General features: G+C 61.8%; 20 protein-coding genes. 10 read left to right on the top strand and 10 right to left on the bottom strand.

Annotated elements, in window-relative coordinates; all coding sequences use genetic code 11:
• Positions 1-107 precede the first annotated feature (107 nt).
• Positions 108-1610 (bottom strand): lysine--tRNA ligase, encoded by a 1503-nt coding sequence (gene lysS / locus TMS3_RS09935; protein WP_025165123.1) that lies wholly within the window; start codon positions 1608-1610, stop codon positions 108-110.
• A gap of 81 nt (positions 1611-1691) precedes the next feature.
• Positions 1692-2787, bottom strand: a protein-coding gene (gene prfB, locus TMS3_RS25015; protein ID WP_152985485.1) for a peptide chain release factor 2 whose coding sequence is annotated in 2 segments (ribosomal slippage) — positions 1692-2714 and positions 2716-2787 — 1095 coding nt in all. Because the reading frame shifts where the segments join, the coding sequence is not laid out codon by codon here.
• Between the two features lie 487 nt (positions 2788-3274).
• On the opposite strand from prfB, the gene ydcS reads away from it, so the two are divergent.
• The 7 genes from ydcS to TMS3_RS09895 all read left to right on the top strand — a co-directional run bounded on the left by ydcS (position 3275) and on the right by TMS3_RS09895 (position 11668).
• Positions 3275-4426 carry a putative ABC transporter substrate-binding protein YdcS gene (ydcS, locus tag TMS3_RS09925; protein WP_025165121.1) on the top strand — a complete coding sequence of 384 codons (1152 nt, stop codon included), beginning with the start codon at positions 3275-3277 and terminating at the stop codon, positions 4424-4426.
• Between the two features lie 284 nt (positions 4427-4710).
• Positions 4711-5754: an ABC transporter ATP-binding protein gene (locus TMS3_RS09920; protein ID WP_025165120.1), complete on the top strand. Its 1044-nt coding sequence runs from the start codon at positions 4711-4713 to the stop codon at positions 5752-5754.
• A 1-nt stretch (position 5755) separates the two neighbouring features.
• Entirely contained in the window at positions 5756-6706 is a 951-nt protein-coding gene (locus TMS3_RS09915) for an ABC transporter permease (protein WP_025165119.1), read from the top strand.
• Complete coding sequence (locus tag TMS3_RS09910) at positions 6696-7520, top strand: ABC transporter permease (RefSeq protein ID WP_025165118.1); 825 nt, start codon at positions 6696-6698, stop codon at positions 7518-7520. The genes TMS3_RS09915 and TMS3_RS09910 overlap by 11 nt, the downstream gene beginning before the upstream one ends.
• A gap of 161 nt (positions 7521-7681) precedes the next feature.
• Entirely contained in the window at positions 7682-9106 is a 1425-nt protein-coding gene (locus tag TMS3_RS09905; protein WP_025165117.1) for a gamma-aminobutyraldehyde dehydrogenase, read from the top strand.
• A 182-nt stretch (positions 9107-9288) separates the two neighbouring features.
• Positions 9289-9765 (top strand): ester cyclase, encoded by a 477-nt coding sequence (locus tag TMS3_RS09900; RefSeq protein ID WP_025165116.1) that lies wholly within the window; start codon positions 9289-9291, stop codon positions 9763-9765.
• Positions 9766-10015: 250 nt separating this feature from the next.
• Positions 10016-11668, top strand: coding sequence for a GGDEF domain-containing protein (locus TMS3_RS09895; protein ID WP_025165115.1), 1653 nt, complete (start codon positions 10016-10018; stop codon positions 11666-11668).
• 24 nt (positions 11669-11692) lie between these two features.
• Here the strand turns inward: TMS3_RS09895 and recJ are convergent, their stop codons facing one another.
• Both recJ and TMS3_RS09885 read right to left on the bottom strand, forming a co-directional pair.
• Positions 11693-13408, bottom strand: coding sequence for a single-stranded-DNA-specific exonuclease RecJ (recJ, locus tag TMS3_RS09890; protein WP_025165114.1), 1716 nt, complete (start codon positions 13406-13408; stop codon positions 11693-11695).
• Positions 13409-13496: 88 nt separating this feature from the next.
• Complete coding sequence (locus TMS3_RS09885) at positions 13497-14036, bottom strand: YaeQ family protein (protein ID WP_025165113.1); 540 nt, start codon at positions 14034-14036, stop codon at positions 13497-13499.
• A 96-nt stretch (positions 14037-14132) separates the two neighbouring features.
• Between TMS3_RS09885 and TMS3_RS09880 the strand changes: the two genes are divergently transcribed.
• Both TMS3_RS09880 and TMS3_RS09875 read left to right on the top strand, forming a co-directional pair.
• Positions 14133-15332 carry a CaiB/BaiF CoA transferase family protein gene (locus TMS3_RS09880; protein ID WP_025165112.1) on the top strand — a complete coding sequence of 400 codons (1200 nt, stop codon included), beginning with the start codon at positions 14133-14135 and terminating at the stop codon, positions 15330-15332.
• A 90-nt stretch (positions 15333-15422) separates the two neighbouring features.
• A complete protein-coding gene (locus TMS3_RS09875) occupies positions 15423-16136 on the top strand; it encodes an endonuclease (RefSeq protein WP_025165111.1) in 714 nt (237 codons plus the stop codon).
• 69 nt (positions 16137-16205) lie between these two features.
• Here TMS3_RS09875 and gtfA read toward each other — a convergent pair whose 3' ends face one another.
• The 5 genes from gtfA to xerD all read right to left on the bottom strand — a co-directional run bounded on the left by gtfA (position 16206) and on the right by xerD (position 22437).
• Positions 16206-17648: a sucrose phosphorylase gene (gtfA, locus tag TMS3_RS09870; RefSeq protein ID WP_025165110.1), complete on the bottom strand. Its 1443-nt coding sequence runs from the start codon at positions 17646-17648 to the stop codon at positions 16206-16208.
• 152 nt (positions 17649-17800) lie between these two features.
• Positions 17801-19210 carry a threonine synthase gene (gene thrC / locus TMS3_RS09865; protein ID WP_025165109.1) on the bottom strand — a complete coding sequence of 470 codons (1410 nt, stop codon included), beginning with the start codon at positions 19208-19210 and terminating at the stop codon, positions 17801-17803.
• Positions 19211-19303: 93 nt separating this feature from the next.
• Positions 19304-20608, bottom strand: a complete 1305-nt coding sequence (locus TMS3_RS09860) for a homoserine dehydrogenase (RefSeq protein WP_025165108.1) — start codon at positions 20606-20608, stop codon at positions 19304-19306.
• A gap of 113 nt (positions 20609-20721) precedes the next feature.
• Complete coding sequence (locus tag TMS3_RS09855) at positions 20722-21447, bottom strand: DsbC family protein (RefSeq protein WP_025165107.1); 726 nt, start codon at positions 21445-21447, stop codon at positions 20722-20724.
• A gap of 93 nt (positions 21448-21540) precedes the next feature.
• Complete coding sequence (xerD, locus tag TMS3_RS09850) at positions 21541-22437, bottom strand: site-specific tyrosine recombinase XerD (RefSeq protein ID WP_025165106.1); 897 nt, start codon at positions 22435-22437, stop codon at positions 21541-21543.
• A 97-nt stretch (positions 22438-22534) separates the two neighbouring features.
• Here xerD and TMS3_RS09845 point away from each other — a divergent pair, with 97 nt between their 5' ends.
• Positions 22535-24403, top strand: a complete 1869-nt coding sequence (locus TMS3_RS09845; RefSeq protein WP_025165105.1) for a cation:proton antiporter — start codon at positions 22535-22537, stop codon at positions 24401-24403.
• A 176-nt stretch (positions 24404-24579) separates the two neighbouring features.
• On the opposite strand, the gene TMS3_RS09840 is transcribed toward TMS3_RS09845, so the two are convergent.
• Positions 24580-25005, bottom strand: coding sequence for an acyl-CoA thioesterase (locus TMS3_RS09840; RefSeq protein WP_025165104.1), 426 nt, complete (start codon positions 25003-25005; stop codon positions 24580-24582).
• Positions 25006-25145 lie beyond the last annotated feature (140 nt).

Here is a 25145-nt window from a genome sequence, read left to right as displayed (position 1 = left end):
ACAATCGAAGAAATGACACAGGGTCTGACAGTGTGCGCCTTGCAGTCAGCAGGATACTCGATCCCCAGACAACAAAAAGCCGCCCGAAGGCGGCTTGAGCAAGACCCTCAGGCCTCCGGACGCATGTGCGGGAAGAGGATCACATCGCGAATAGACGGCGCATCGGTGAGCAACATCACTAAACGGTCGATACCAATGCCCTCGCCCGCGGTCGGCGGCATGCCGTACTCCAGGGCACGGACGAAGTCGGCATCGTAGTGCATGGCTTCATCGTCCCCGGCGTCCTTGTCGGCCACCTGGGCCATGAAGCGTTCGGCCTGGTCTTCGGCGTCATTCAACTCGGAGTAGGCGTTGGCGATCTCGCGGCCACCGATAAACAGCTCGAAACGGTCGGTCACGCTCGGATCGTCATCGTTGCGCCGGGCCAAGGGCGACACTTCGAACGGGTACTTGGTGATAAAGGTCGGTTGCTCCAGCTTGTGCTCGACCAGCTCCTCGAAAATCATGGTCTGCAACTTGCCGAGGCCTTCGAAGCCTTTCACGTCGGCGCCGACGGTCTCGGCGATTTCCCGTGCCTTGTCGATATTGCGCAAGTCGTCGGCACTGATCTGCGGGTTGTACTTGAGGATCGAGTCAAACACCGACAGGCGGGCGAACGGCTCGCCGAAGTGGAACACCTTGCCCTGGTAAGTCACGTCGGTCTTGCCGAGTACCAGCTGCGCAAGCTCGCGGAACAGCTCTTCGGTGAGGTCCATCATGTCTTCGTAGTCGGCGTAGGCCTGGTAGAACTCGAGCATGGTGAACTCGGGGTTGTGCCGGGTCGATACACCCTCGTTACGGAAGTTGCGGTTGATCTCGAAGACCCGCTCGAATCCGCCCACAACCAGCCGCTTGAGGTACAGCTCCGGAGCGATGCGCAGGAACATCTGCAGATCCAGGGCGTTGTGATGGGTCTCGAAGGGTTTGGCCGCGGCGCCGCCTGGAATGGTCTGCAACATCGGCGTTTCCACTTCGAGGTAGTCGCGCTGCATGAGGAAGCTGCGGATGTGGGCGATCACCTGGGAGCGCACGCGAAAGCTCTGGCGCACCTCTTCGTTGACGATCAGGTCGACGTAGCGCTGACGGTAGCGCTGTTCGGTGTCGGTCAGGCCGTGGTGCTTGTCCGGCAGCGGACGCAGCGACTTGGTCAGCAGGCGCACGCTGGTCATCTCGACGTACAGGTCACCCTTGCCGGAACGGGCCAGGGTACCTTCGGCGGCGATGATGTCGCCCAGGTCCCAGTGCTTGATCGCTTCCAGAGTCTCGGCCGGCAGGGTCTTACGGTTGACGTAGACCTGAATGCGCCCGCTCATGTCCTGAATCACCATGAAGGAGCCGCGGTTGAGCATGATGCGACCAGCGACCTTGACCGGGATAGCGGCTTCGGCCAGTTCTTCCTTGGTCTTATCGACGTACTGTTTCTGCAAGTCCGCGCAGTAGCTGTCGCGACGGAAATCGTTGGGGAAGGCGTTGCCCTGCTCACGCGCGGCGGCAAGCTTTTCCTTGCGCAGGGCAATCAGCTTGTTTTCTTCCTGTTGCAGTTCGTGCTGGTCGAGTTGCTGGTCGCTCATGTCTTTAAAATTTCCATCACAGGTTCGTTGCACTCGCCAAGGCGAGGGGCTTGCTTCGGCAGCCGCGTTGTCAGGCTAGGCTTACAGCCCTTGCTTGAGGCTGGCCACAAGGTAATCGTCGATATCGCCGTCGAGCACGTTGCCGCAATCGCTGCGCTCGACGCTGGTACGCAGGTCTTTGATACGCGACTGGTCGAGTACGTAGGAACGGATCTGATGCCCCCAGCCGATATCGGACTTGGTGTCTTCCAGCGCCTGCGAGGCAGCATTGCGTTTCTGTACTTCCTGCTCGTACAAGCGCGCCCGCAACATCTTCATCGCGGTGTCCTTGTTGGCGTGCTGGGAGCGTTCGTTCTGACAGCTGACCACGGTATTGCTCGGCACGTGGGTAATCCGCACCGCCGAGTCGGTGGTGTTGACGTGCTGACCACCGGCACCGGAGGAACGGTAGGTATCGATGCGCAGATCCGCAGGATTGATGTCGATTTCGATGTTGTCATCGATTTCCGGCGAAACGAACACCGCGGTGAACGAGGTGTGCCGACGGTTGCCGGAGTCGAACGGGCTCTTGCGCACCAGGCGGTGTACGCCGATCTCGGTACGCAGCCAGCCGAAGGCGTATTCGCCTTTGATATGCAGGGTCGCGCCCTTGATCCCGGCAACTTCGCCAGCGGACAGTTCCATGATGGTGGCTTCAAAGCCGCGCTTGTCGGCCCAGCGCAGGTACATGCGCAACAACATGTTGGCCCAGTCCTGAGCCTCGGTGCCGCCAGAACCGGCCTGGATATCCAGGTAGGCGTTATTGGGGTCCATTTCATTGCTGAACATGCGGCGGAATTCGAGCTTTTCCAGCGCTTCGCGCAGGCGCTCGACTTCGGCGGCGACATCATCAACGGCAGCCTGGTCTTCTTCCTCGGCCGCCATTTCCAGCAGGTCGCGCGCATCGGCCAGACCGCTGGACATCTGTTCCAGGGTCTCGACGATCTGCGCCAGGGCGGCGCGTTCACGCCCTAGTTCCTGGGCGTAATCCGGGTTATTCCAGACGTTAGGGTCTTCGAGCTCGCGGTTAACTTCGATCAGACGATCACTTTTGTGATCGTAGTCAAAGATACCCCCGAATAGTCAGGGAGCGTTCGGAGAGGTCCTTGATGCTGTTAAGGATCGGGTTGATTTCCATGGCTGGCGACACTCGCAGGTAAAACTTTCGGAAAAGCCGGCGAGTATACCCCACTCGATTCACCTCTTGCAGCCCGCAATCGGCGCGATGCGGCTACCTGCAGCGCACGGAACGCACAGCCGGCAAGCGCCGATGGCGGCACTAACCCTCGGTCGACGCCCTAGCCCCCAGTGCAACGTACCGAGGCGCAGAGCCGAGGCTCAATGCAGCTGACTCCGCCGCCTGGTTCCTAGACTGACTTGCTGATCTGGATTGCACTGGCGCCCGCTCCATCTATGCTCAAACAATACTCATGGCCATTTAGTTGCAGGGTCGCTGATGCCGTGAACTGCCTGTTTTTGCTTGCCGGCGCAATCCCGGCAGAGTGCCCGCTGTGCGCGACGCTGCCGGTCAAGGTCATCAGCTGGCTAGTTTCAACGAACGCGCACTCGAGCAGCCGCTCGACAGCCCGCGGCGCTGATAACGAGGTCAACCAGAGGGAATCACCATGTCCGTGCACAGAACCACAGTGCTCAGCGCACTGACCACCGCCTTGCTGACCACCAGCGCCGTACAGGCCGCCGAACCGCTGCAAGCCCTTGGCAAGGCCGAAGGCCAGCTCGACATCATCGCCTGGCCCGGCTACGTCGAACGCGGCGACACCGACAAGGCTTACGACTGGGTATCAGGCTTCGAGCAGCAGACCGGCTGCAAGGTCAACGTCAAGACCGCCGCCACCTCCGATGAAATGGTCAGCCTGATGGCCAAGGGCGGCTACGATCTGGTCACCGCCTCCGGCGATGCCTCATTGCGTCTGATCGCCGGCAAGCGTGTACAGCCGGTCAACATCGACCTGATTCCTAACTGGAAGAACGTCGATGAGCGCTTGAAAAATGGCCCCTGGCATACCGTCGACGGCAAGCACTATGGCACGCCCTATCAGTGGGGACCGAATGTGCTGATGTACAACGCCAAGCTATTCAAACAAGCCCCAACCAGTTGGAAAGTGTTGTTCGAGGAGCAGACCCTGCCTGACGGCAAGAGCAACAAGGGCCGGGTCCAGGCCTATGACGGCCCGATCTATATCGCCGATGCCGCCCTCTACCTGAAAAGCGCAAAGCCCGAACTGGGCATCCAGGACCCCTATTTACTCAACGAGAAACAGTACGCCGCCACCCTCGACCTGCTGCGCCAGCAGCATGGGCTGATTCACCGTTATTGGCACGACGCCACGGTGCAGATGAGCGACTTCAAGAACGAAGGGGTGATGCTTTCCGGCTCGTGGCCGTACCAGGTCAACGCCCTGCAACTGGAGAGCCAGCCAATCGCCTCCACGGTACCCGCAGAAGGGGCCACCGGCTGGGCCGACACCACCATGCTGCACGCCAAGGCCAAGCACCCGGTGTGTGCCTACCAGTGGATGAACTGGTCGCTGGAGCCCAAGGTACAGGGTGACCTGGCTGCCTGGTTCGGCTCAGTGCCGGCCGTGCCGGCCGCCTGCCAAGGTAACGAACTGCTCGGCGCCGAAGGCTGCAAGGTCAACGGGTTCGACAACTTCGACAAAATCGCCTTCTGGAAGACGCCTGAATCCGAAGGAGGCAAGTACGTGCCCTACAGTCGCTGGACCCAGGACTACATCGCCATCATGGGCGGCCGCTGATTGTGTAATCGCGCTGGCCACGCAGCCCCTGGACGGTGCTGCGTCCTCGCCCGAAGCTCGCCTAGTCGACGGTAAGTCGCGCTTCGTGCTGCGCGATGCCTGGTCCGGGAACGCTCGCTCAGCGCTGGACCGCGCAAGGCAAGATTCTGGTCGGCCGTTTCCCGGATAGTGAGCCGTGCGGTCTGTTTCACCGCTACACATCTCACCTGCCCCTGGCTATCTCGTGTCGGCAAACCCCGGCCGCCGGGGCGGGTGGAATGGCTGTCTTCCTGGAGCTTTTTGAAATGACCCTTGCAGTGCAGTTTTCTGGCGTATCGCGGCTGTTCGGCAGCATCACAGCCGTCGACCGGGTATCGATCGATATCGAGGACGGCGAGTTTTTTTCCATGCTCGGCCCATCGGGTTCGGGAAAAACCACCTGCCTGCGCCTGATCGCCGGCTTCGAGCAACCCAGTACAGGCTCCATCCGCATTCACGGCGCCGAAACCATTGGCCTGGCGCCCTACCAACGGGACGTCAACACGGTATTCCAGGACTACGCGCTGTTCCCGCACATGAACGTGCTCGACAACGTAGCCTACGGTCTGAAAGTCAAAGGTATCGGCAAGCGCGAACGCCACAGCCGCGCCGAAGAAGCGCTGGAGATGGTCGCCCTCGGAGGCTATGGCGAACGCAAGCCGGCGCAACTCTCCGGTGGTCAGCGCCAGCGCGTGGCCCTGGCCCGCGCGCTGGTCAATCGGCCGCGGGTGTTGCTACTGGATGAACCGCTCGGTGCACTGGACCTGAAGCTGCGCGAGCAGATGCAGGGTGAATTGAAGAAGCTGCAACGCCAGCTCGGCATCACCTTTATCTTCGTCACCCACGACCAGACCGAAGCCTTGTCGATGTCCGACCGCGTGGCGGTGTTCAACAAGGGCGCCATCGAACAGGTCGATACCCCGCGCAACCTCTATATGAAGCCAGCGACGGCGTTCGTCGCCGAGTTTGTCGGCACCTCCAACGTACTGCGCGGCGAACTGGCCAAACGCCTGACCGGGAGTGAACAGCCCTTCTCCATTCGCCCGGAACACATCCGCTTTGCCGACGACCAGGCTGCCGCAAGCGGCGAAGTGGAAATCAGTGGGCTGCTGCACGACATCCAATACCAAGGCGCGGCAACCCGCTACGAGATACAGCTGGAAAACGGCCAAAGCCTGAGCATCAGCCAGGCCAACGATCAGTGGCAGGAAGCCACACCCGCGCACCGGCCGGGCCAGCGCGTCACCGCACGCTGGGCGCGGCACGCCATGATCGCGCTGCGCGAAGACCTGCCGCACAAGGGCCGCTGAGATGGATCACTCGCCGAATGCCCGGGCGCCACTCCACAACACCGGCCCACTGCATCGCCTGTCCAGCCTGCTATACCGCAAACCGAACCTGTACCTGGCGCTGCTGCTGATACCGCCACTGCTGTGGTTTGGCGGGGTGTATTTCGGCTCGCTGCTGACCCTGCTCTGGCAGGGCCTGTACACCTTCAACGACTTCAGCATGACGGTGACGCCGACGCTGACCCTGGCCAACCTGGCGGCCCTGTTCCAACCGGCCAACTACGACATCATCCTGCGCACCCTGGCCATGGCGCTTGCGGTGTCACTGGCCAGCGCCCTGCTGGCCTTCCCCATCGCCTACTACATGGCGCGCCACACTCAAGGCAAGACCAAGGCCTTTTTCTACATTGCGGTGATGATGCCGATGTGGGCCAGCTACATCGTCAAGGCCTACGCCTGGACCCTGCTGTTGGCCAAGGGTGGCGTGGCGCAATGGTTCGTCGATCAGTTCGGCCTGACCGCGGTACTGCAGTTGATTCTCGGCATACCGGGCGTCGGCGGCAGCACCCTGTCGACCTCGCACCTGGGGCGCTTCCTGGTGTTCGTCTACATCTGGTTGCCGTTCATGATCCTGCCGATCCAGGCCGCGCTGGAACGCTTGCCGCCGTCCCTGTTGCAGGCCTCCGCCGACCTCGGGGCGCGGCCCTGGCAGACGTTTGTGCAGGTGACGCTGCCGCTGTCGATTCCGGGCATCGCCGCCGGCTCGATCTTTACCTTCTCACTGACCTTGGGCGACTTCATCGTGCCGCAACTGGTCGGCCCGCCCGGCTTCTTCATCGGCAGCATGGTGTACGTGCAGCAGGGCGCGATCGGCAACATGCCCATGGCCGCCGCCTTCACCCTGGTGCCTATCGTGCTGGTCGCCTGCTACCTGGCCATCGTCAAACGCCTGGGAGCCTTCGATGCACTCTAATCCTGCAGCGTCTGGACAGGCCTCCTGGGGCCTCAAGCTGGCGGCTTGGGCCGGACTGCTGTTCCTGCATTTCCCGATCCTGATCATCTTCGCCTACGCCTTCAATACCGAAGACGCGGCGTTCAGCTTCCCGCCACAGGGCTTCACCCTGAAATGGTTCAGCGTCACCTTCGCCCGCGCGGACGTGCTCGAGGCAATCAAGTTGTCGCTGCAGATTGCCTGCGTCGCCACCTTGATCGCGATGTTTCTCGGTACCCTGGCCGCCGCGGCGCTGTACCGCCGCGACTTCTTCGGCAAGGAAGGCATCTCGCTGATGTTGATCCTGCCGATCGCCCTGCCCGGCATCGTCACCGGCATCGCCCTGCTTTCGGCATTCAAGACCCTGGGCATCGAGCCGGGGATGTTCACCATCATCGTCGGCCATGCCACCTTCTGCGTGGTGATCGTCTACAACAACGTGATCGCGCGCTTCCGCCGCACCTCCTACAGCCTGATCGAGGCGAGCATGGACCTGGGCGCCGACGGCTGGCAGACCTTCCGCTACATCATCCTGCCCAACCTCGGCTCGGCCTTGCTGGCTGGCGGCATGCTGGCGTTCGCCCTGTCGTTCGACGAGATCATCGTCACCACCTTCACCGCCGGCCACGAGCGCACCCTGCCGCTGTGGCTGCTCAATCAGCTGTCCCGCCCACGCGATGTGCCGGTGACCAACGTGGTCGCCATGCTGGTGATGCTGGTAACCATGCTGCCGATTCTCGCCGCCTACTACCTGACCAGGGGCGGTGAAAGCGTCGCCGGCAGCGGCGGCAAGTGAGGACAGAGGAAAATGTAGGCTGGGTAGAGGCGTTCTTTGCCGAAACCCAGCAAGGGCTTAGCTGGGTTTCGCTGCGCTCTTCCCAGCCTACGGCTCAGGCCCCACAGCGCCAGCCACGCGTTCATCCGCGTTCGTAGCAACCCTAACCGGAGGATTTCGTCATGCAAAGCAAACTGTTGATCAATGGCCAACTGCTGGCCGGCGCGGGGGCCTGCCAGCCGGTGCTCAACCCGGCGCTAGGTGCACCGCTGCTGCAGGTAAACGAAGCCAGTGCCGAACAGGTCGACGCGGCGGTCTGCGCGGCCGAGGCGGCTTTCGACAGCTGGTCGCAGACCGCGCCGAAAGACCGCTCGCTGCTGTTGCTGCGCCTGGCCGACAAGATCGAGGCGCATGCCGAGGAGCTGGCCAAACTCGAATCGGACAACTGCGGCAAGCCCTACGCCGCGGCGCTGAACGACGAAATCCCGGCCATCGCCGATGTGTTCCGCTTCTTCGCCGGCGCCAGCCGCTGCCTCATCGGCAGCGCCGCCGGCGAGTACCTGCCCGGTCACACCTCGATGATCCGCCGCGATCCCATTGGCGTCGTGGCCTCGATCGCGCCGTGGAACTACCCGCTGATGATGGCCGCCTGGAAGCTCGCCCCGGCCCTGGCCGCGGGCAACTGCGTGGTGCTCAAGCCGTCCGAGCAAACGCCGCTGACCGCGCTGAAACTGGCCGAGTTCATTGCCGAGCTGTTCCCCGCTGGGGTGGTCAATATCATCTTCGGCCGTGGCGCCAGCGTCGGCAGCCCACTGGTGACCCACCCGAAGGTGCGCATGGTGTCGCTGACCGGCTCGGTGGCCACCGGCTCGAACATCATCGCCAGCAGCGCCGCTACGGTGAAACGCCTGCACATGGAGCTCGGCGGCAAGGCGCCGGTGCTGATTTTCAATGACGCCGATATCGCCGCAGCAGTCGACGGCATCCGCACCTTCGGCTTCTATAACGCCGGGCAGGACTGCACAGCGGCCTGCCGCATCTATGCCCAGAAAGGCATCTACGAGAAGTTTGTCGCCGAATTGGGCGCCGCCGTCGGCACTATCAAGTACGGGCCACAACAGGACCCAGACACCGAGTTGGGGCCACTGATCACCGCCGAACACCGCGCGCGCGCCAGCGGCTTCGTCGAGCGCGCCAGCGCGCAGGCGCATATCGAGGTGGTCACCGGCGGCAAGAGCGTCGTCGGCCCCGGTTTCTTCTTCGAGCCCACGGTGCTGGCCGGTGCGCGCCAGGACGACGAAATCGTCCGCCGCGAAGTGTTCGGCCCAGTGGTTTCGGTCACCCCGTTCGAGGATGAAGCGCAGGCCCTGGCCTGGGCCAACGACTCCGACTACGGCCTGGCCTCATCGGTGTGGACCCAGGATGTCGGCCGCGCCCATCGCCTCGCCGCGCGCTTGCAGTACGGCTGCACCTGGGTCAACACGCACTTCATGCTGGTCAACGAAATGCCCCATGGCGGGCAGAAACTCTCCGGTTACGGCAAGGATCTGTCGATGTATGGGTTGGAGGATTACACGACGGTTAGACACGTGATGTTCAAACACTGACCTGAGCTACTGCGCTCAGCCATGCGCTGTTGAACCTCGGCTCAAAATGCTCATGTACGGCAGTACATTGCCCTTTCTCGCCGCTGTTCGCCTTGCCTGGCCTGCGCGCGTGACGCTCAGCTATTCGCCTCACTCCCGAGAGGCCTATACCGGGCCGCTCCTTCAGCGCTGGAGCAATAACGATGAAAAGCACCCTACGTAGTTTCAGCTTCATTGTGCTGTGCACCCTGGCCGGCCTGGTCCAGGCCGCGGATGATGCCAAGGCCATAGTCGACGGCTACATGGCCGCGTGGAACGCCCACGATGCCGATAAAGCCGCCAGCTTCCTCGCCGACGATGCGGTGTACTTCGACGCCACCGTCGGCACTCCACAAAATGGCAAGGCGGCCGCGCGCGACAACGTGATCACGGTGTTCATCAATGCCGTGCCGGACCTGAGCTGGAAGATGACCAGCGAGCCCATCGTCAGTGCCGACGGCATCGCCTTTCAGTGGCAATTTAATGGCACCAACAGCGGGGCCTGGGCCGCCGACACGCCGGCCACCGACAAAGCCCTGAGTTTCGAAGGTGTGAGCTTCGTGCGCATCAAGAATGGCAAGATCGTCTACCAGGGCGATTACTACGACGCGCTCGGCTTTAACAAGCAGCTCGGCTGGTAAGCACCAGCAAACCACCCGGCGTCCCGCCCAGAGACGCCGGGCTGGCGGCACACCCAGGGCGCGCGACCCTCAGCCAACAGCCTAAACGGCCTAATTATTGCTTAGACACACATGCCATATTACAACGCCCAAAAACAGGCATTAACGGCATGCGTGTGCAAATAGTCTGAAGAGTCACGCTCCCCACCACCAGAGCAGGCTTTACAGCAATTGCAATCCAGCACTGCATGCCCATTAACGGATTACGACCATGCATCGCTCCTGCATTCGCCTCGTAACGCAGATCCAGAAATATCGACAGCGCTATCTAACACTGCATATCTGTGGCTTGCTGCTGGCATTGCTGCCCCCTTGGAGCCAGGCTGCACCGCCAAGCACCGATCAGCCCCTGCAGGTCATCGACTTCCAGTTACGCTGGAAGCACCAGTTCCAGTTTGCCGGTTACTACGCGGCCATTGCCCAGGGCTACTATCAGGAAGAAGGATTTAAAGTTCGCCTGCACGAAGGCGGCCCAGGTAAAACCCCGGTTGAAGAGGTGCTCGCGGGGCGCGCCCAGTATGCCGAGTCCAACAGTGAACTGCTGTTTGAGCGCCTCGAGGGCAAGCCCCTGGTCGCCTTGGCAGTGATCTTCCAGCACTCCCCTTCGGTACTGCTGGCACGCGCCGATAGCGGTATCGAAACGGTACATGACCTGATCGGCAAGCGCGTGATGTTGATGAACGCGCATACCGATGCAGACTTCCATGCCATGTTCCGCAGCGAAGGGATAGACCCCGCGAGCATTCAACTGCAGCCCAGCAGCTACGCCATAGAAGACCTGACCTCAGGCAAAGTCGACGCCTTCAACTCCTACCTGACCAACGAGCCTTTCTATTTGCACCAGCAAGGGGTCGACTACGTGGTGATCTCACCCAACACCTACGGCATTGATTTCTACAGCGATATTCTGTTTACCAGCGAAACTGAGCTGCAGGAAAACCCGCAACGGGTCGAAGCCTTCCGCCGTGCCAGCTTGCGTGGCTGGCGCTATGCCATGGACCACCCCGAAGAAATCATCGATCTGCTGATCAATCAGTATCAAGTCGACAAGTCCCGCGCCCACCTGCAATTTGAGGCTTCGGTTATGCGAGAGCTGATCCTCCCCGATCTGGTCGAGATCGGCCATATGGACCCAGGCCGCTGGCAGCGAATGGCCGAGGCTTTCAACCAACTCGGCATGAGCACCGATATCACGGCACTGGATGGCTTTATCTACAATCCCAACCCTCCCCAGCAAGTCGAAAAATTGCAGAAGATCATTGCCCTGATCAGCCTCGGCAGTGCTCTCGTATTAGTCGCCGCCGTAGTCTTGCTAGCCGCTCAGCGTCGCCTCAAACTGGAGATTCAACGACGCAAAGTGGCCGAAGAAGAAGTCCGCGCACTGGCTTTCCGCGACAGCCTGACCGGCCTGCCCAATCGCAACAGTTTCATCCCTTACATCAATCAGAAGCTGCTCAGTGCCAAACGTAGCGGCGAGAGCCTGGCGCTCTGCTATATCGATCTGAACAAGTTCAAAGAGATCAACGACTCGTTCGGCCATCAGGCCGGCGATGCCGTGCTGATCCACGCGGCCCGCGCTATCAGCGCCAGCATCCGCGAATCGGACATGGCCGCACGAATGGGCGGGGATGAATTCGTCGTGTTGCTCGATGGCGTACACAACAGCGTCGATATCGAGCGCCTGACCACACAGATTTGCCAGGCCATCGCCCGCCCGCTGCAGTGGCAGGGTCACTGCTTGCATGTAAGCGCCAGTCTGGGAGTGGCCCGGTGCCCGCAGGACGGCGAGCACCTGGATGAACTGATGTCGAAGGCCGACGTCGAGATGTTCAGCAAGAAAGCCGTCATGCTGGTGCTGCGCTAATCGCAGGCACCCGCATGACTGCGCTTAACGGGCCGCCAGGTGGGCAACCATCAGCTGCACGCTTTCCTTGCCGCGGTATTCGTTGACGTCGAGCTTGTACGCCACCTCGACCCAGCGCACCGTCGGGTTGGGCCACTGCTCACGGTCGATATTGAAGGCGATGGCGTCCAGGCTCTGGCCGCCACACTCGGTCTTCAGCACCAGCTTCAGGTGCTTGTCGCCGACCAGGCGTTGCTGGACGATCTGAAACACACCGTGAAACAGCGGTTCGGGAAAGTGCTGCCCCCAAGGACCGGCATGCCGCAGCGCACGCGCCAGCTCCAGATGAAACTCCTCGACCGCCAGACTGCCATCGGAGAGCAGGCGCCCGGTGAGGTCGTCTTCTGCCAACTGACGGCGCACCTCGGCATCGAACGCCGCGGCGAAGGCGCCGAAATGCGCCTGCGGCAGGGACAACCCGGCCGCCATGGCATGTCCGCCAAACTTGCTGATCAAGCCCGGATGCTTGGCCGCCACCGCGTCCAGTGCATCGCGAATATGAAAACCCGGCACCGAGCGCGCCGAGCCTTTCAATACGCCCTCACCGGCATCGGCGAAGGCGATGGTCGGCCGGTGGTAACGCTCCTTCATCCTTGAGGCGAGGATGCCGATCACCCCCTGATGCCAGTCCGCCTCGAACAGGCACAGGCCGAACGGCAGGTCCTCCAGCGGCAGGTCCTTGAGCTGGGCCAGCGCCTCGCGCTGCATGCCCTGCTCGATGGCCTTGCGGTCCTGATTGAGCTGATCCAGTTCCACCGCCATGTCACGGGCCAGGGCCTCGTCCTCACACAGCAGGCACTCGATGCCGAGAGACATGTCGTCCAGCCGCCCCGCCGCGTTCAGGCGCGGGCCGATGATGAAGCCCAGGTCGGTCGAGGTGATGCGCTCCGGCGCACGCCCGGCTACCTCGAGAATCGCACGCAAGCCCGGGCGCGCCCGACCGGCGCGAATCCGCGCCAGGCCCTGATGCACCAGGATGCGGTTATTGGCATCCAGCGGCACTACGTCGGCGACGCTGCCCAGGGCCACCAGGTCGAGCAGTTCGGCCAGGTTCGGTTCGGCGCGCTGGGTCTGCTTGAACCAGTCCAGCTCGCGCAGCCGCGCGCGCAGCGCCAGCAAGACATAGAAGATCACCCCGACCCCGGCCAGCGCCTTGCTCGGAAAGTCACAGCCATGCTGGTTGGGATTGACTATGGCATCCGCCGCCGGCAGCTCACTGCCGGGCAAGTGGTGATCGGTCACCAGCACACGCAGACCGGCGGCTTTGGCCGCCGCCACCCCTTCGACACTGGAAATGCCGTTGTCCACGGTGACCAACAGCTGCGGCGCCTTTTCCAGGGCTACTGCGACGATCTCCGGGGTCAGGCCATAGCCGTACTCGAAACGATTGGGTACCAGGTAATCGACATGCGCCGCGCCGAGCTGACGCAAGCCGAGCACACCGACCGTACTGGCGGTGGCGCCGTCGGCATCGAAGTCTCCGACGATGAGGATGCGCTGGTGCTGCTGCAAGGCCTGCACCAGCAACTCGACAGCCGCCTCGATGCCTTGCAACTGCGTATAGGGCAGCAATCGGGCCAACGCCTTGTCCAGCTCAGCCTCCGACTGCACGCCACGGGCGGCATACAGGCGGGTCAGTAACGGTGGCAGGTTACCGAGGTTCGGCATGGTAGCGGGCAGCGGGCGGGGTTCGATGCGCATCAGGATTCCAGTTGTCCTTCTAGATTAGCCGGCAGTAACGCCTGGCAGAGACCGGGAGATGCGCGGCGGCACCCACCCTTCTCAGTCGTCAGCGTTCGCCGGCCAGCCACTCCAGCGGAATTTCGTGCTGACCGCGCTCATCGGTGACGAACAACTCGCCGTCGCTGATCATCACGCTCCAGCTCAGCGCCCGCGGCATATCCAGGGCAAGACTGGCCAGGGCCTCCTGGTCCAGCGCGACCACGTTGAGGTTTTTCAGGCTGCGCACCGGGTCGAGCGCCTTGGCCTGCCACACGCGCAGGTTGCCGTAGGCGACCAGACTGAAACGCTCGGTGCGCCGCGAGCACCAGGTCATGCGATCGCTGTCCGGCTGGCCGACTTCGATCCAGTGCAGTACGCGGTCGTCGAGGCTCTTTTCCCACAACGCCGGTTCGTCCACATCCGACAGGCCGCGGCCGAAGGCCAGCTGCTCGTCATAGAACAGCGCATAGGCAATCAGCCGTGCAGCCAGGCGTTCTTCGGTTTCCGAAGGGTGCCTGGCCACGGTAAAGCGCAGGCTCTGGTAGACGCTGCGATCGATATCGGTGAGGTTCAGGTCGATTTTGTAGGTCGTGGCTTGCAGGGCCATGGGGCGGCTTCTTGACTGGGCGAATTAGCCGGCAAGTCTACCCGATGCCGCCCACTCACGTTAGAGTCGCGGCCAATGCCTGATGGATGGAAGCCCATGAACCTGCCCAGCAAACCCCTCGCCGGCCTGAAAGTCATCGAACTCGGCACCCTGATCGCCGGTCCCTTCGCCTCGCGCATCTGCGCCGAGTTCGGCGCCGAAGTGATCAAGGTCGAGTCGCCCGACGGCGGCGACCCGCTGCGCAAGTGGCGCAAGCTGTACGAGGGCACTTCGCTGTGGTGGTTCGTGCAGGCGCGCAACAAGAAGTCGCTGACCCTTAACCTCAAGCATGAGCAGGGACGCGCCGTGCTGCTGAAGCTGCTCGGCGAGGCCGACATCCTGATCGAGAACTTCCGTCCCGGTGTGCTGGAAAAGCTCGGCCTGGGCTGGGACGTACTGCATGCACTGAACCCCAAGCTGGTGATGGTGCGCCTGTCCGGCTTCGGCCAGACCGGGCCGATGAAGGATCAGCCAGGCTTCGGTGCGGTGGGTGAGTCCATGGGCGGACTGCGCTACATCACCGGTTTCGAGGATAGGCCACCGGTGCGCACCGGGATTTCCATTGGCGACTCGATCGCCGCGCTATGGGGGGTGATCGGCGCCCTGATGGCCCTGCGTCACCGCGAGGTGAACGGCGGCCAGGGCCAGGTGGTCGACGTGGCGTTGTATGAGGCGATCTTCGCCATGATGGAGAGCATGGTGCCGGAGTTCGATGTGTTCGGCTTCATCCGCGAGCGCAGCGGCAATATTATGCCCGGTATCACGCCCTCCTCGATCCACACCAGCAACGACGGCAAGCATGTGCAGATCGGCGCCAATGGCGATGCCATCTTCAAGCGCTTCATGCAGGCCATCGGCCGCCAGGATTTAGCCGAAGATCCGGAGCTGACCACCAATGACGGCCGCGATGCACGGCGCGACGAGCTGTACGGGGTGATCGACCGCTGGGTCGGTTCATTGCCGCTGGAACAAGTGCTGGCGCTGCTGAACCAGGCCGAAGTGCCGGCCAGCCGCATCTTCTCGGCGGAAGACATGTTCGCCGACCCACAGTTTCTTGCGCGTGAGATGTTCCTCAGCGCCAAGCTGCCGGACGGCAAGGCCTGCAAGATGCCCGGCATCGTACCCAAGCTGTCGGAGACGCCTGGCTCGGCCGACTGGGTCGGGCCGGAGCTGGGCGAGCATAACCACGAGGTGCTCGACGCCCTGGGTTATAGCGCCGAGCAAATCGCCGCACTGCAGGCCTGCGGAGCGCTGTGACGCAATAGCGCACGCGCCCTGGCCACTAGTTGGCTAGCCTTGGCAAATGGCTCTAGGCCGGTATGATGCGGCGCTTTTGGAACACGCCGCATGCTTCTGCGCGTCACCCTCGCTTTCCTCTGCCTGACTCTCTTTACCCCCGCCCTCGCCGAGCCACCGCGCAGTTTCAGCGCAGCCAAGAAAATCGGCTGGAGGCTGTATGCCCGGCAATCGGTGGAGTTCTACTGCGGCTGCAAATTCAGCGGCAAGCGCGTCGACCTGAACAGTTGTGGTTATGTGCCCCGCAAGAACGCCAAACGCGCCGCCCGCATCGAGTGGGAGCACATAGTCCCGGCCTGGCAGATCGGTCATCAGCGCCAATGCTGGCAGCAGGGCGGACGCAAGAATTGCACGAAGCACGACACGACCTATCGACGCGCCGAATCCGACCTGCACAACCTGGTGCCCGCCATAGGCGAGATCAATGGTGATCGCAGCAACTTCGCCTATGGCTGGTTACCTCAGCAGCCCAGCCAATACGGCGCCTGCCCGATGGTGGTCGATTTCAAGGCGCGCATCGCCATGCCGCGCAAGGCAGTGCGCGGCATGATCGCGCGCACCTACCTGTATATGAGTGATCGTTACCGCCTGCGCCTGTCCAAGCAAAAACGCCAACTGTATGCCACCTGGCACAAGCAGTACCCGGTGAAGACCTGGGAACGCCAGCGCAATCAGCTGCTCGGCTGCGTGATGGGCTGGGGCAATCCCTACGTCGGCAGCCTCGACAAAAGCGCCTGCCACACCCAACTGGCCGGAACTCGCTGAGCCGCACCGCAAGGTTTAGATCGGCGGACGGCTAGAACCTGACTGGGGAGGCACGCCCCCTGTACTCGGTCAGCACAGCAACTGCCGTTCGCAGCCAGCCTCCACGTCGCGGTAGTCGATCTGCGCCTGTTTGAGCTGCAGGTCGACGCTCAAGCGGCAGTAGTGATCGCCGTGACGCCAGGCCATGACCACGCAGGAATCGCTCGAGGAGTTGAGTTCGAAGCGCCCTTCAAACGCCGGGTAGTGACTGCGAAAGCGCATCAAGGCCAACAGCCGACGCACCACCGGCTTGCTCATGGCACTGTCCACCTCGGCCAGGCTGAATGAGTGGCGATTGATATCGCGCGCCTCGCCCGTGCTGTCCATCAACTCGTAATCGTTGCCGCCGGCCAACAAGCCGACGTAATACACCTGAGGAATACCTGGGCAGAAGAACTGGATGGCGCGAGCGACTATGTAGGCATCGTCATCACACAGCAGCGCCTCGTAGAAGGTGCAGGTCAGCTGATAGATCGCACCTACGCTGTGCACATTGGCCGCAGAGCGACGCAATATCGGGTCGGCACTGCGCTGCGAAACGTCCTCGACCAAGGCCTTGATCCGATCATCCGGCAGCACACCTTCGACATCCGGAATGCAGATGCCGTCATGGGTATCGAGCACCGTGATCTGGTTACGCGGGCACATCCGCAGCCAGTGCTTGAGGTAACGACTGCTGACCTCCAGCAGGCTGTGCAACAGCAGCGGCGGCAGGGCGAAGGCATAAGGGCGCATGCTACGCCGCGAGATTGCGTACTGGTAGCTGTTGTGATCGTGCACTTCCGGCAGGGTTTCGGCGCCGTATTTCTGTGCGGTATCCCTGAACCACTCGAGGATGCGATACACCTCGGGCTCGACCAGAAAGCAACTGGTGCCGATCCGCTTGGTGGTGTAACCGAAGGCATCCAGGCGAAACAACTTGACCCCGCGTGCCGCGAGAAAGGCGATGTAACGCTCCATCAGCTGGTAGGTATGCGCCGAGTTGTAGTCCAGATCGATCTGTTTCTCGGTGAAGGTGCACCAGACCCGGCCTTGCTCGCCATTGGCAAAGGTCACCTGGCGAAACGGCTCTTTTTCTTTGCGGATATGAATAAGCGCCAGATCCTCGGGGCTTATGTCCCCCAGCGGGTCTACTTGCACGAACAGATCCGCATAGACAGACGCCGCGCCATGGCGCAGAAAATCCTGGAACTCCACCGACTCGTCGGAAATATGATTGATGGTCAGGTCGAGGCAGAGGTCGTAACGGGCGGAAATCCGCTCGACATCGGCCCAGCTGCCGAATGCGGGATCGACCTCGGTATGGGTCAGCGGGGAAAAGCCGCTATCGGCGTTGGAAGGATAGAGCGGCAGGATATGCACGCCGCCGATGGCATCCCCCACATGCTGGTCCAACACCTGGTAAAGGTCACTCAGGTCATTGCCCATACGGTTGGGGTAACAGATCAACTGGACAGCATTACGCAGCGACATGGCAGCCCCTCTGGCTTGGTTGTCTTTCAGGCAACCCTAGCAAGAATCGACAACCCTGCCGGAAAAAACCCTGTTCAGGGTATGTCACCGCGCCAACAAAAAGGCCGGCACCTTTCGGTTACCGGCCTGTTCTGCTGGACCTTGAGCTGCGCTTACAGCGGCTTGCCGCGGTTACCATGCTGACTGACGAAACCCTGAACGGTTTTCAGATCATTGGCCAGCACCGTGCAGCGCTCCTCGCGCTCGAACAAGTCAGCCAGGTGCGCCGGCAGCGCAGGAGCCTGGCCGACACCGGCCTTCTCCACCGCTTCCGGAAATTTCACCGGGTGCGCAGTGCCGAGAATCACCATGGGCACCGTCAGGCTGCGACGGCAGTCACGCGCCGCCTTGACGCCGATGGCGGTGTGCGGGTCGAGTAACTCGCCACACTCCTGGTAGACCTCGGCAATGGTCTCGCAGGTCTCGGCATCAGTCACCGCCAGCGAGTCGAACAGCTTGCGCGCCTCGACCCAACGGTCCTCTTCGACGCTGAACCCCCCGCCCTGCTTGAAGGTGCTCATCAGTTCGGCAATCGCCGCGCCATTGCGCCCATGCAAGTCGAACAACAGACGTTCGAAGTTCGACGAGACCATGATGTCCATGGACGGCGACAGGGTCGGATGCAGATCGCCCTTCACATACTGATTGCCGCTCATGAAGCGATGCAGGATGTCGTTGCGGTTGGTGGCGACGATCAGCTGGCTGATCGGCAGGCCCATGTTGCGCGCCAGGTAGCCGGCGAAGATGTCGCCGAAGTTGCCGGTCGGTACCGAGAAGGCCACCGAACGCGCCGGCCCGCCGAGCTGCAGCGAGGCATGGAAGTAGTAGACGATCTGCGCCATGATCCGCGCCCAGTTGATCGAATTGACCGCTACCAGGCGGGTGCCCTTGAGGAAACCCTGATCGGCGAAGCTGTCCTTGACCATTTCCTGGCAGTCATCGAAGTTGCCTTCCACGGCGATGTTATGAATGTTCTCGCCGAGGATGGTGGTCATCTGTCGACGCTGCACCTCGGATACGCGGTTGTGCGGGTGCAGGATGAAAATATCGACGTTGTCACAGGCCTTGCAGCCTTCGATGGCCGCCGAGCCGGTATCACCACTGGTGGCACCCATGATCACCACGCGCTCGTTGCGCTTGGCCAGCACATAATCGAGCAGACGACCGAGCAACTGCAGGGCGAAGTCCTTGAACGCCAGGGTCGGACCATGGAACAGTTCGAGCACCCACTCGTTACCATTCAACTGACGCAACGGCGCCACGGCGTTATGGGCGAATACCCCGTAGGTTTCCTCGAGAATCTTCTTGAACTCGGCATCCGGGATGCTGCCGGTGACGAACGGACGCATCACCCGGAAGGCCAGCTCGTGATAAGGCAGGCCGGCCCAGGAGGCGATCTCCTCCTGGGTGAAGCGCGGCAGGTTTTCCGGCACATACAGACCGCCGTCGCTGGCCAGGCCAGCCAGCAGTACATCTTCGAAATTCAGGGCCGGTGCCTGGCCGCGGGTACTGATATAACGCATGGTTGCAAACCTTCGGTATGAGCTGTGGGCGACACACTTGCCCGATCTGCGCCCAATGGCGCGTATCGCGGGCAAGGCGCCGCTGGCTACGGCTTAATTCAACTGTTCGACGCGAATCCGCACGACATTGCCGACGACATCGCCCAACGCTTCCAGGGCAACGATCGCATCATTCATGTGCTGCTCGGTCACCCGGTGGGTGACCAGAATCATCGGCACCAGACCGTCATGCTCTTCGACTTCCTTTTGCATGATCGATTCGATATTGATGCCACGCTCCGACAGGATGCTCGCCACCTGGGCCAGCACGCCGGGTTGATCCTTGGCCTGGATACGCAGGTAGTAAGCGCTCTCGCAGGCTCCGATCGGCAGAATCGGGTGATCGGACAGCGAATCAGGCTGGAAGGCCAGGTGTGGTACACGGTTGGTCGGGTCGGTGGTCAGCGCTCGTACCACATCGACCAGATCGGCGATGACCGAAGACGCAGTCGGTTCCATGCCGGCTCCGGCACCGTAATACAGCGTACTGCCTGCGGCGTCGCCATTGACCATCACCGCATTCATCACTCCGTTGACGTTGGCGATCAACCGATCGGCCGGGATCAGCGTCGGGTGCACGCGCAGCTCGATGCCAGCATCGGTCCGTCGGGCCACGCCCAGATGCTTGATGCGGTAGCCCAGGGCCTCGGCATAGTTGACGTCGGCCGTGGTCAGCTTGGTGATGCCTTCGGTATAGGCCTTGTCGAACTGCAACGGAATGCCGAACGCAATGGAGGCGAGGATGGTCAGCTTGTGCGCAGCATCGATGCCTTCGACGTCGAAGGTCGGATCGGCTTCGGCATAACCCAGGGCCTGGGCTTCCTTCAGCACATCGTCGAAGGCTCGGCCTTTCTCACGCATTTCGCTGAGGATGAAGTTGCCGGTGCCATTGATGATGCCTGCCAGCCAATTGATCTGGTTGGCTGCCAAGCCCTCACGGATCGCCTTGATCACCGGAATACCGCCGGCCACCGCGGCTTCGAAGGCAACGATCACGCCCTTCTCACGGGCCTTGGCGAAAATCTCGTTGCCATGCATGGCGATCAACGCCTTGTTCGCGGTGACCACATGCTTGCCATTGTCGATGGCTTTGAGCACCAGTTCGCGGGCAATACTGCTACCGCCGATCAATTCGATGACGATGTCGATCTCGGGATTACCGACCAGCTCGAACACGTCGTGGGTAATCGCGGTGCCGGTAATGTCGCAGTGCGGGTTCGGCGAACGCAGCGCAATCTGCGCCACTTCGATGTCACGCCCAGCACGTCGCGCGATTTCTTCGGCGTTGCGCTTGAGCACATTGAATGTACCGCCACCGACGGTACCCAGCCCACAGATGCCTACTTTGACCGGTTTCACACTGAACTCCCCATCTGCACTGCAAAAAACGGCCGGGGCAAGCCCCGGCCGCAGAAAAAGAGCCGCACATTACGAAGCGGCTGTTTATTAGTCAATCAGCTCGACACCACCAGTTACTTGGCTTCGAGGGCCAGCTTGGCCAACTGCGGCGCCGGCTGGTAGCCCGGAATCATCTTGCCATTGGCCAGGACGATGGCCGGGGTGCCATTGACACCAATCATTTGCCCCAACTCATATTGCTTGGCAACCGGATTGTCGCACTTGGCCTCGGGCACATCCTGCCGTGACTTCGCCGCGTTCATGGCCGCCTGTTGATCCTTGGCGCACCAGACACTCACCAGTTCGCTATAGGCCGGGCTAGCCAGCCCCTGACGCGGGAAGGCGACATAGCGCACCTCAACGCCCTGGCGGTTGAGCTCCGGCACCTCACTGTGCAGCTTTTGGCAGTAGCCACAGTCGGTGTCGGTAAATACGGTGATATGGGTCTTGGGCTCCTTCGCGGCGAACACCACCATTTCCTTGGTTGGAATGCCGTTGATTTCCTTGGCGATGGCGCGGCTTTCTTCCTGCTCGGTCAGGTTGACCGCCTGCCCCTCCTTGAACTGGTAGAGGTAGCCCTGCAGCACGAACTGACCATCGGCACTGGCATACAACTGCCGCCCACCCTTGAGCTGGACCTGGTACAGGCCAGGCATCGGGCTTTCCGCGATGGCTTCGATCGGCATGTCAGGCTGAATCGACTGCAGGTTCTTGCGAATGGCCTGATCGGCATCGGCAGCCAGAGTCAAGCTGCTGGCCACACTCAAAGCTACAGCGGCGAAAATTCGGGTTACGCGCATGGGTACTCCTGTTGAGCATTGGACGCTTTCACGATGGACGAAGCCTACCATAGAAGCCCCGAAAGGCGGACTGTGACTGGCCGGACGGACTTCTCAGCCGCGCGGGTGGTGCTCGGCATGCAAGGCCTGCAGGCGGGCCTGAGCGATATGGGTATAAATCTGCGTGGTCGACAGATCGCTGTGCCCCAACAACATCTGCACCACGCGCAAATCGGCACCATGGTTGAGCAGATGTGTGGCAAAAGCATGTCGCAGGGTGTGCGGCGACAGGACCTTGACGATGCCCGCGACCTTGGCCTGGTGCTTGATCCGGTGCCAGAAGGTCTGCCGAGTCATTTGCACGCCACGCAAGCTGGGGAACAGAACGTCGCTCGGCTTGCCGTCGAGCAGAAAAGGACGCGCGTCCTTGCTGTAGCGCTCGATCCACAGGATCGCCTCCTCGCCCAATGGCACAAGACGCTCCTTGCTGCCCTTACCGAGCACCCGCAACACACCCTGGCGCAGGTTGACCTGCTCCAGGGTCAGGCCAATCAACTCACTGACCCGCAGGCCGCAGGCGTACAACACCTCGAACATGGCGCGATCACGCAAACCAACAGGATCATCCAGCTCGGGCGCTGCCAGCAACGCCTCGACATCGGCCTCCGACAGGGATTTCGGCAGCGGTCGACCGAGCTGTGGCAGCTCCACACGCAGCGTAGGATCGACCTGAATAACCCCTTCGCGCAGAAGGAAACGGTAGAAGCCGCGCAACGCAGAGATCAGGCGCGCCGTAGAACGCGCCTGACAGCCGGTGCTCAGGCGCCAGCCAAGATGATCGAGCAGCACTTCGCGGCCAACCTGCTGCAACTCCACCTCTCGCTCGACCAGCCAGGCATTGAAGTGAGCCAGATCGCTGCGGTAGGCCATACGTGTATTCTCCGACAAGCCCTTTTCCAGCCAGAGCGCTTCGAGAAAACGGTCAATCAGCGGATGGTCGATAGCAGTCATGCGGGGCTCATGCGGGGACTATGGCGGCGATTGAAAGCGGGTTAGTCTTTCACACCCTGGTTATGTACGACCAGCGGCAAGCCCACAAGGACACGTAATGAACGAGCAGCAAATTCTCCTCGCCTTCGCCGCCATTGGCACGGCCGCACTCGCCTGTCAGTGGCTGGCTTGGCGCCTGCGTTTACCGGCGATCCTGTTTTTGCTGATTGGCGGCATCCTGGCAGGGCCGGTCTTCGGCTGGCTGGACCCTCAAGCGCTGTTCGGCCCCCTGCTGTTCCCCATGGTGTCGATGTCCGTGGCCCTGATCCTGTTCGAAGGCAGCCTGACCCTGCACCTGTCCGAGTGGCGCGAAATCGGCAGTGTGGTCAGACGCATGGTGACAGTCGGCGCACTGGCTACCTGGGCGATTATCGCCATCACCACCCACTACCTGCTCGATTTCGCCTGGGACATGGCCCTGCTGTTCGGCACCTTGACCCTGGTAACCGGGCCCACGGTGATAGTGCCCATGCTGCGCGTGGTGCGACCGAAGGCCTCGATCGCCAATATCCTGCGCTGGGAAGGCATCGTCATCGACCCGATCGGCGCCCTGCTCGCCGTTGTGGTCTACAGCTTCATCATCGCCAGCGGCGAGGGCGGCGGCTGGAACCACAGCCTGGGCACCTTCGCCGGGGTCATCCTCTGCGGCAGCCTGTTCGGCATTGTCGGCGGCTGGGCGCTCGGTCAAGTGCTGCGGCGCCAGTGGCTGCCCGACTACCTGCATAACCTCGCGGTACTGGCGACGGTACTCGGCATCTTCATCGCGTCCAACGAGGTCATGCACGAGTCCGGCCTGCTCGCGGTCACGCTCATGGGCATGTGGCTGGCCAACATGAAAGGCGTGGATGTGCGGCACATCCTGCACTTCAAGGAAAACCTCAGCGTTCTGCTGATCTCCGGGCTGTTTATCCTGCTCGCCGCCCGCCTCGACCTAGCCGCCCTGCTCGCCCTAGGCCCGGCAGTTCTGGTACTGCTCGCCGTGATCCAGTTCATCGCCCGTCCGGTCAATGTGGCGCTATCGACCTTTGGCTCCAGCCTCAACTGGCGCGAGCGCGCCCTGCTGGCCTGGATAGCCCCGCGTGGCATTGTTGCCGCCGCAGTCTCGGCGATCTTCGCCATCCGCTTGAGCGAAACCGGCCACGATGGCGCCCAACTCCTGGTGCCGCTGACATTTGCCGTGATCATCGGCACCGTCGTACTGCAGAGCGCCACCGCCCGCCCACTGGCCAGCCTGCTCAAGGTGGCCGAACCGGCGCCCAGTGGTTTTCTCATCGTTGGCGCCAACCCGGTCGCCAGAGTTATAGGCAAGGCCCTGCAGCAACTGGGTTGCCGCGTCCTGCTGACCGATTCGAGCTGGGAAAATATTCGCGCCGCGCGCATGGAGAACCTGCCAACCTACTTTGGCAACCCGGCGTCCCAGCATGCCGAGGCGCATCTCGACCTGGTCGGCCTCGGCCACTTATTGGCACTGTCCCCGGCGGGCGAGCTGAATACCCTGGCAAGCATGCGTTTTCGTCATGAATTCGGCGCGACACGCCTGTTCAGCCTGGCCAGCGGCCAGGAGAGCCGCCGCACCGACAAACACCGAGCCAGCGACGAACATCGTGGCCGACCGCTGGGTAGCCAACCCATGACGTATCCACACGCGGCCAGTCGTCTATCCCATGGTGCCGAGCTGTACAGCACAACATTGACCGACACTTTCGACTGGAGCGACTACCAGGCACTGCATGGCGCACGGGCTACCTTGCTATTCGCTCGCGATCAAGAGGGCTGGGTACACGTGGCGACGCCAGACAACAACTTGCAGCCGAAAACTGGCTGGACCCTGGTATCCCTGATCGAAGCGCAGAAGGAAAATGCGGCTAACGCAGAACAGGAAAAACTGGCTGAGAATAAGCCTGAAAGCGCAAAGCACTCGGCCTAGAAAGGCGCCTGGTGACCCGTACGGTTAGTTGGTTAACTCGAGCTTGGATATATTGAGGTACCGAGACAAGGCGCTGCGATGAGTCATAGCGGGCTATGGTGAGTTGCGGCAACACAGTAGCGGGGCCTCAGACAGCCTCCCAAGCTACCAGGTCAACGCCCTTACGGGCGCCTGCCTCAGACCTCTGATGCCAACGGGAAGGCCGGGAGCACGGGCACCGGCTTTTTCTCAGCATCGATGGCGACAAAGCTGAAGACGCCATTGATGGCCCGCTCGCGACCATCGCTGTACATGCTCTCGACGAACACCTCGACCTCGACCTTGAGGCTGGTATTGCCGACCCTGATCACCCGTGCGATCAACTCGACGATCGAACCCGCCGCAATGGCATGGTTGAAGTCGATCCGATCAGAGGACACCGTCACCAACGGCAAACGACAGAAACGAGTGGCCGCGATGAATGACACTTCGTCCATCCAAGCCAGTGCAGTGCCGCCGAACAGGGTGTTGTGATGGTTCGTCGTAGACGGAAATACCGTTTTGGTCACGCGGGTTTCCGACAGTTCGGTGCGCCGCTGGATTTCTTGCTCTCTCGGGCTCATGCCACTACTACCTGTATCTATCAATCTGACTGCCTCTACCCGCAGGGGCTTATGCTTGCGGCCAGACGGGCAGCACGTTTCGACGCCGAACCACCTATACCCATCGCTCAGCCAGCCCCATAAACGAAAAAAGCAGCCCG

Source organism: Pseudomonas taeanensis MS-3 (assembly GCF_000498575.2).
GTDB lineage: Bacteria > Pseudomonadota > Gammaproteobacteria > Pseudomonadales > Pseudomonadaceae > Aquipseudomonas > Aquipseudomonas taeanensis.
The sequence above is the reverse complement of the archived record's forward strand: the minus strand, read 5'-3'. Positions and strand labels throughout refer to the sequence as shown.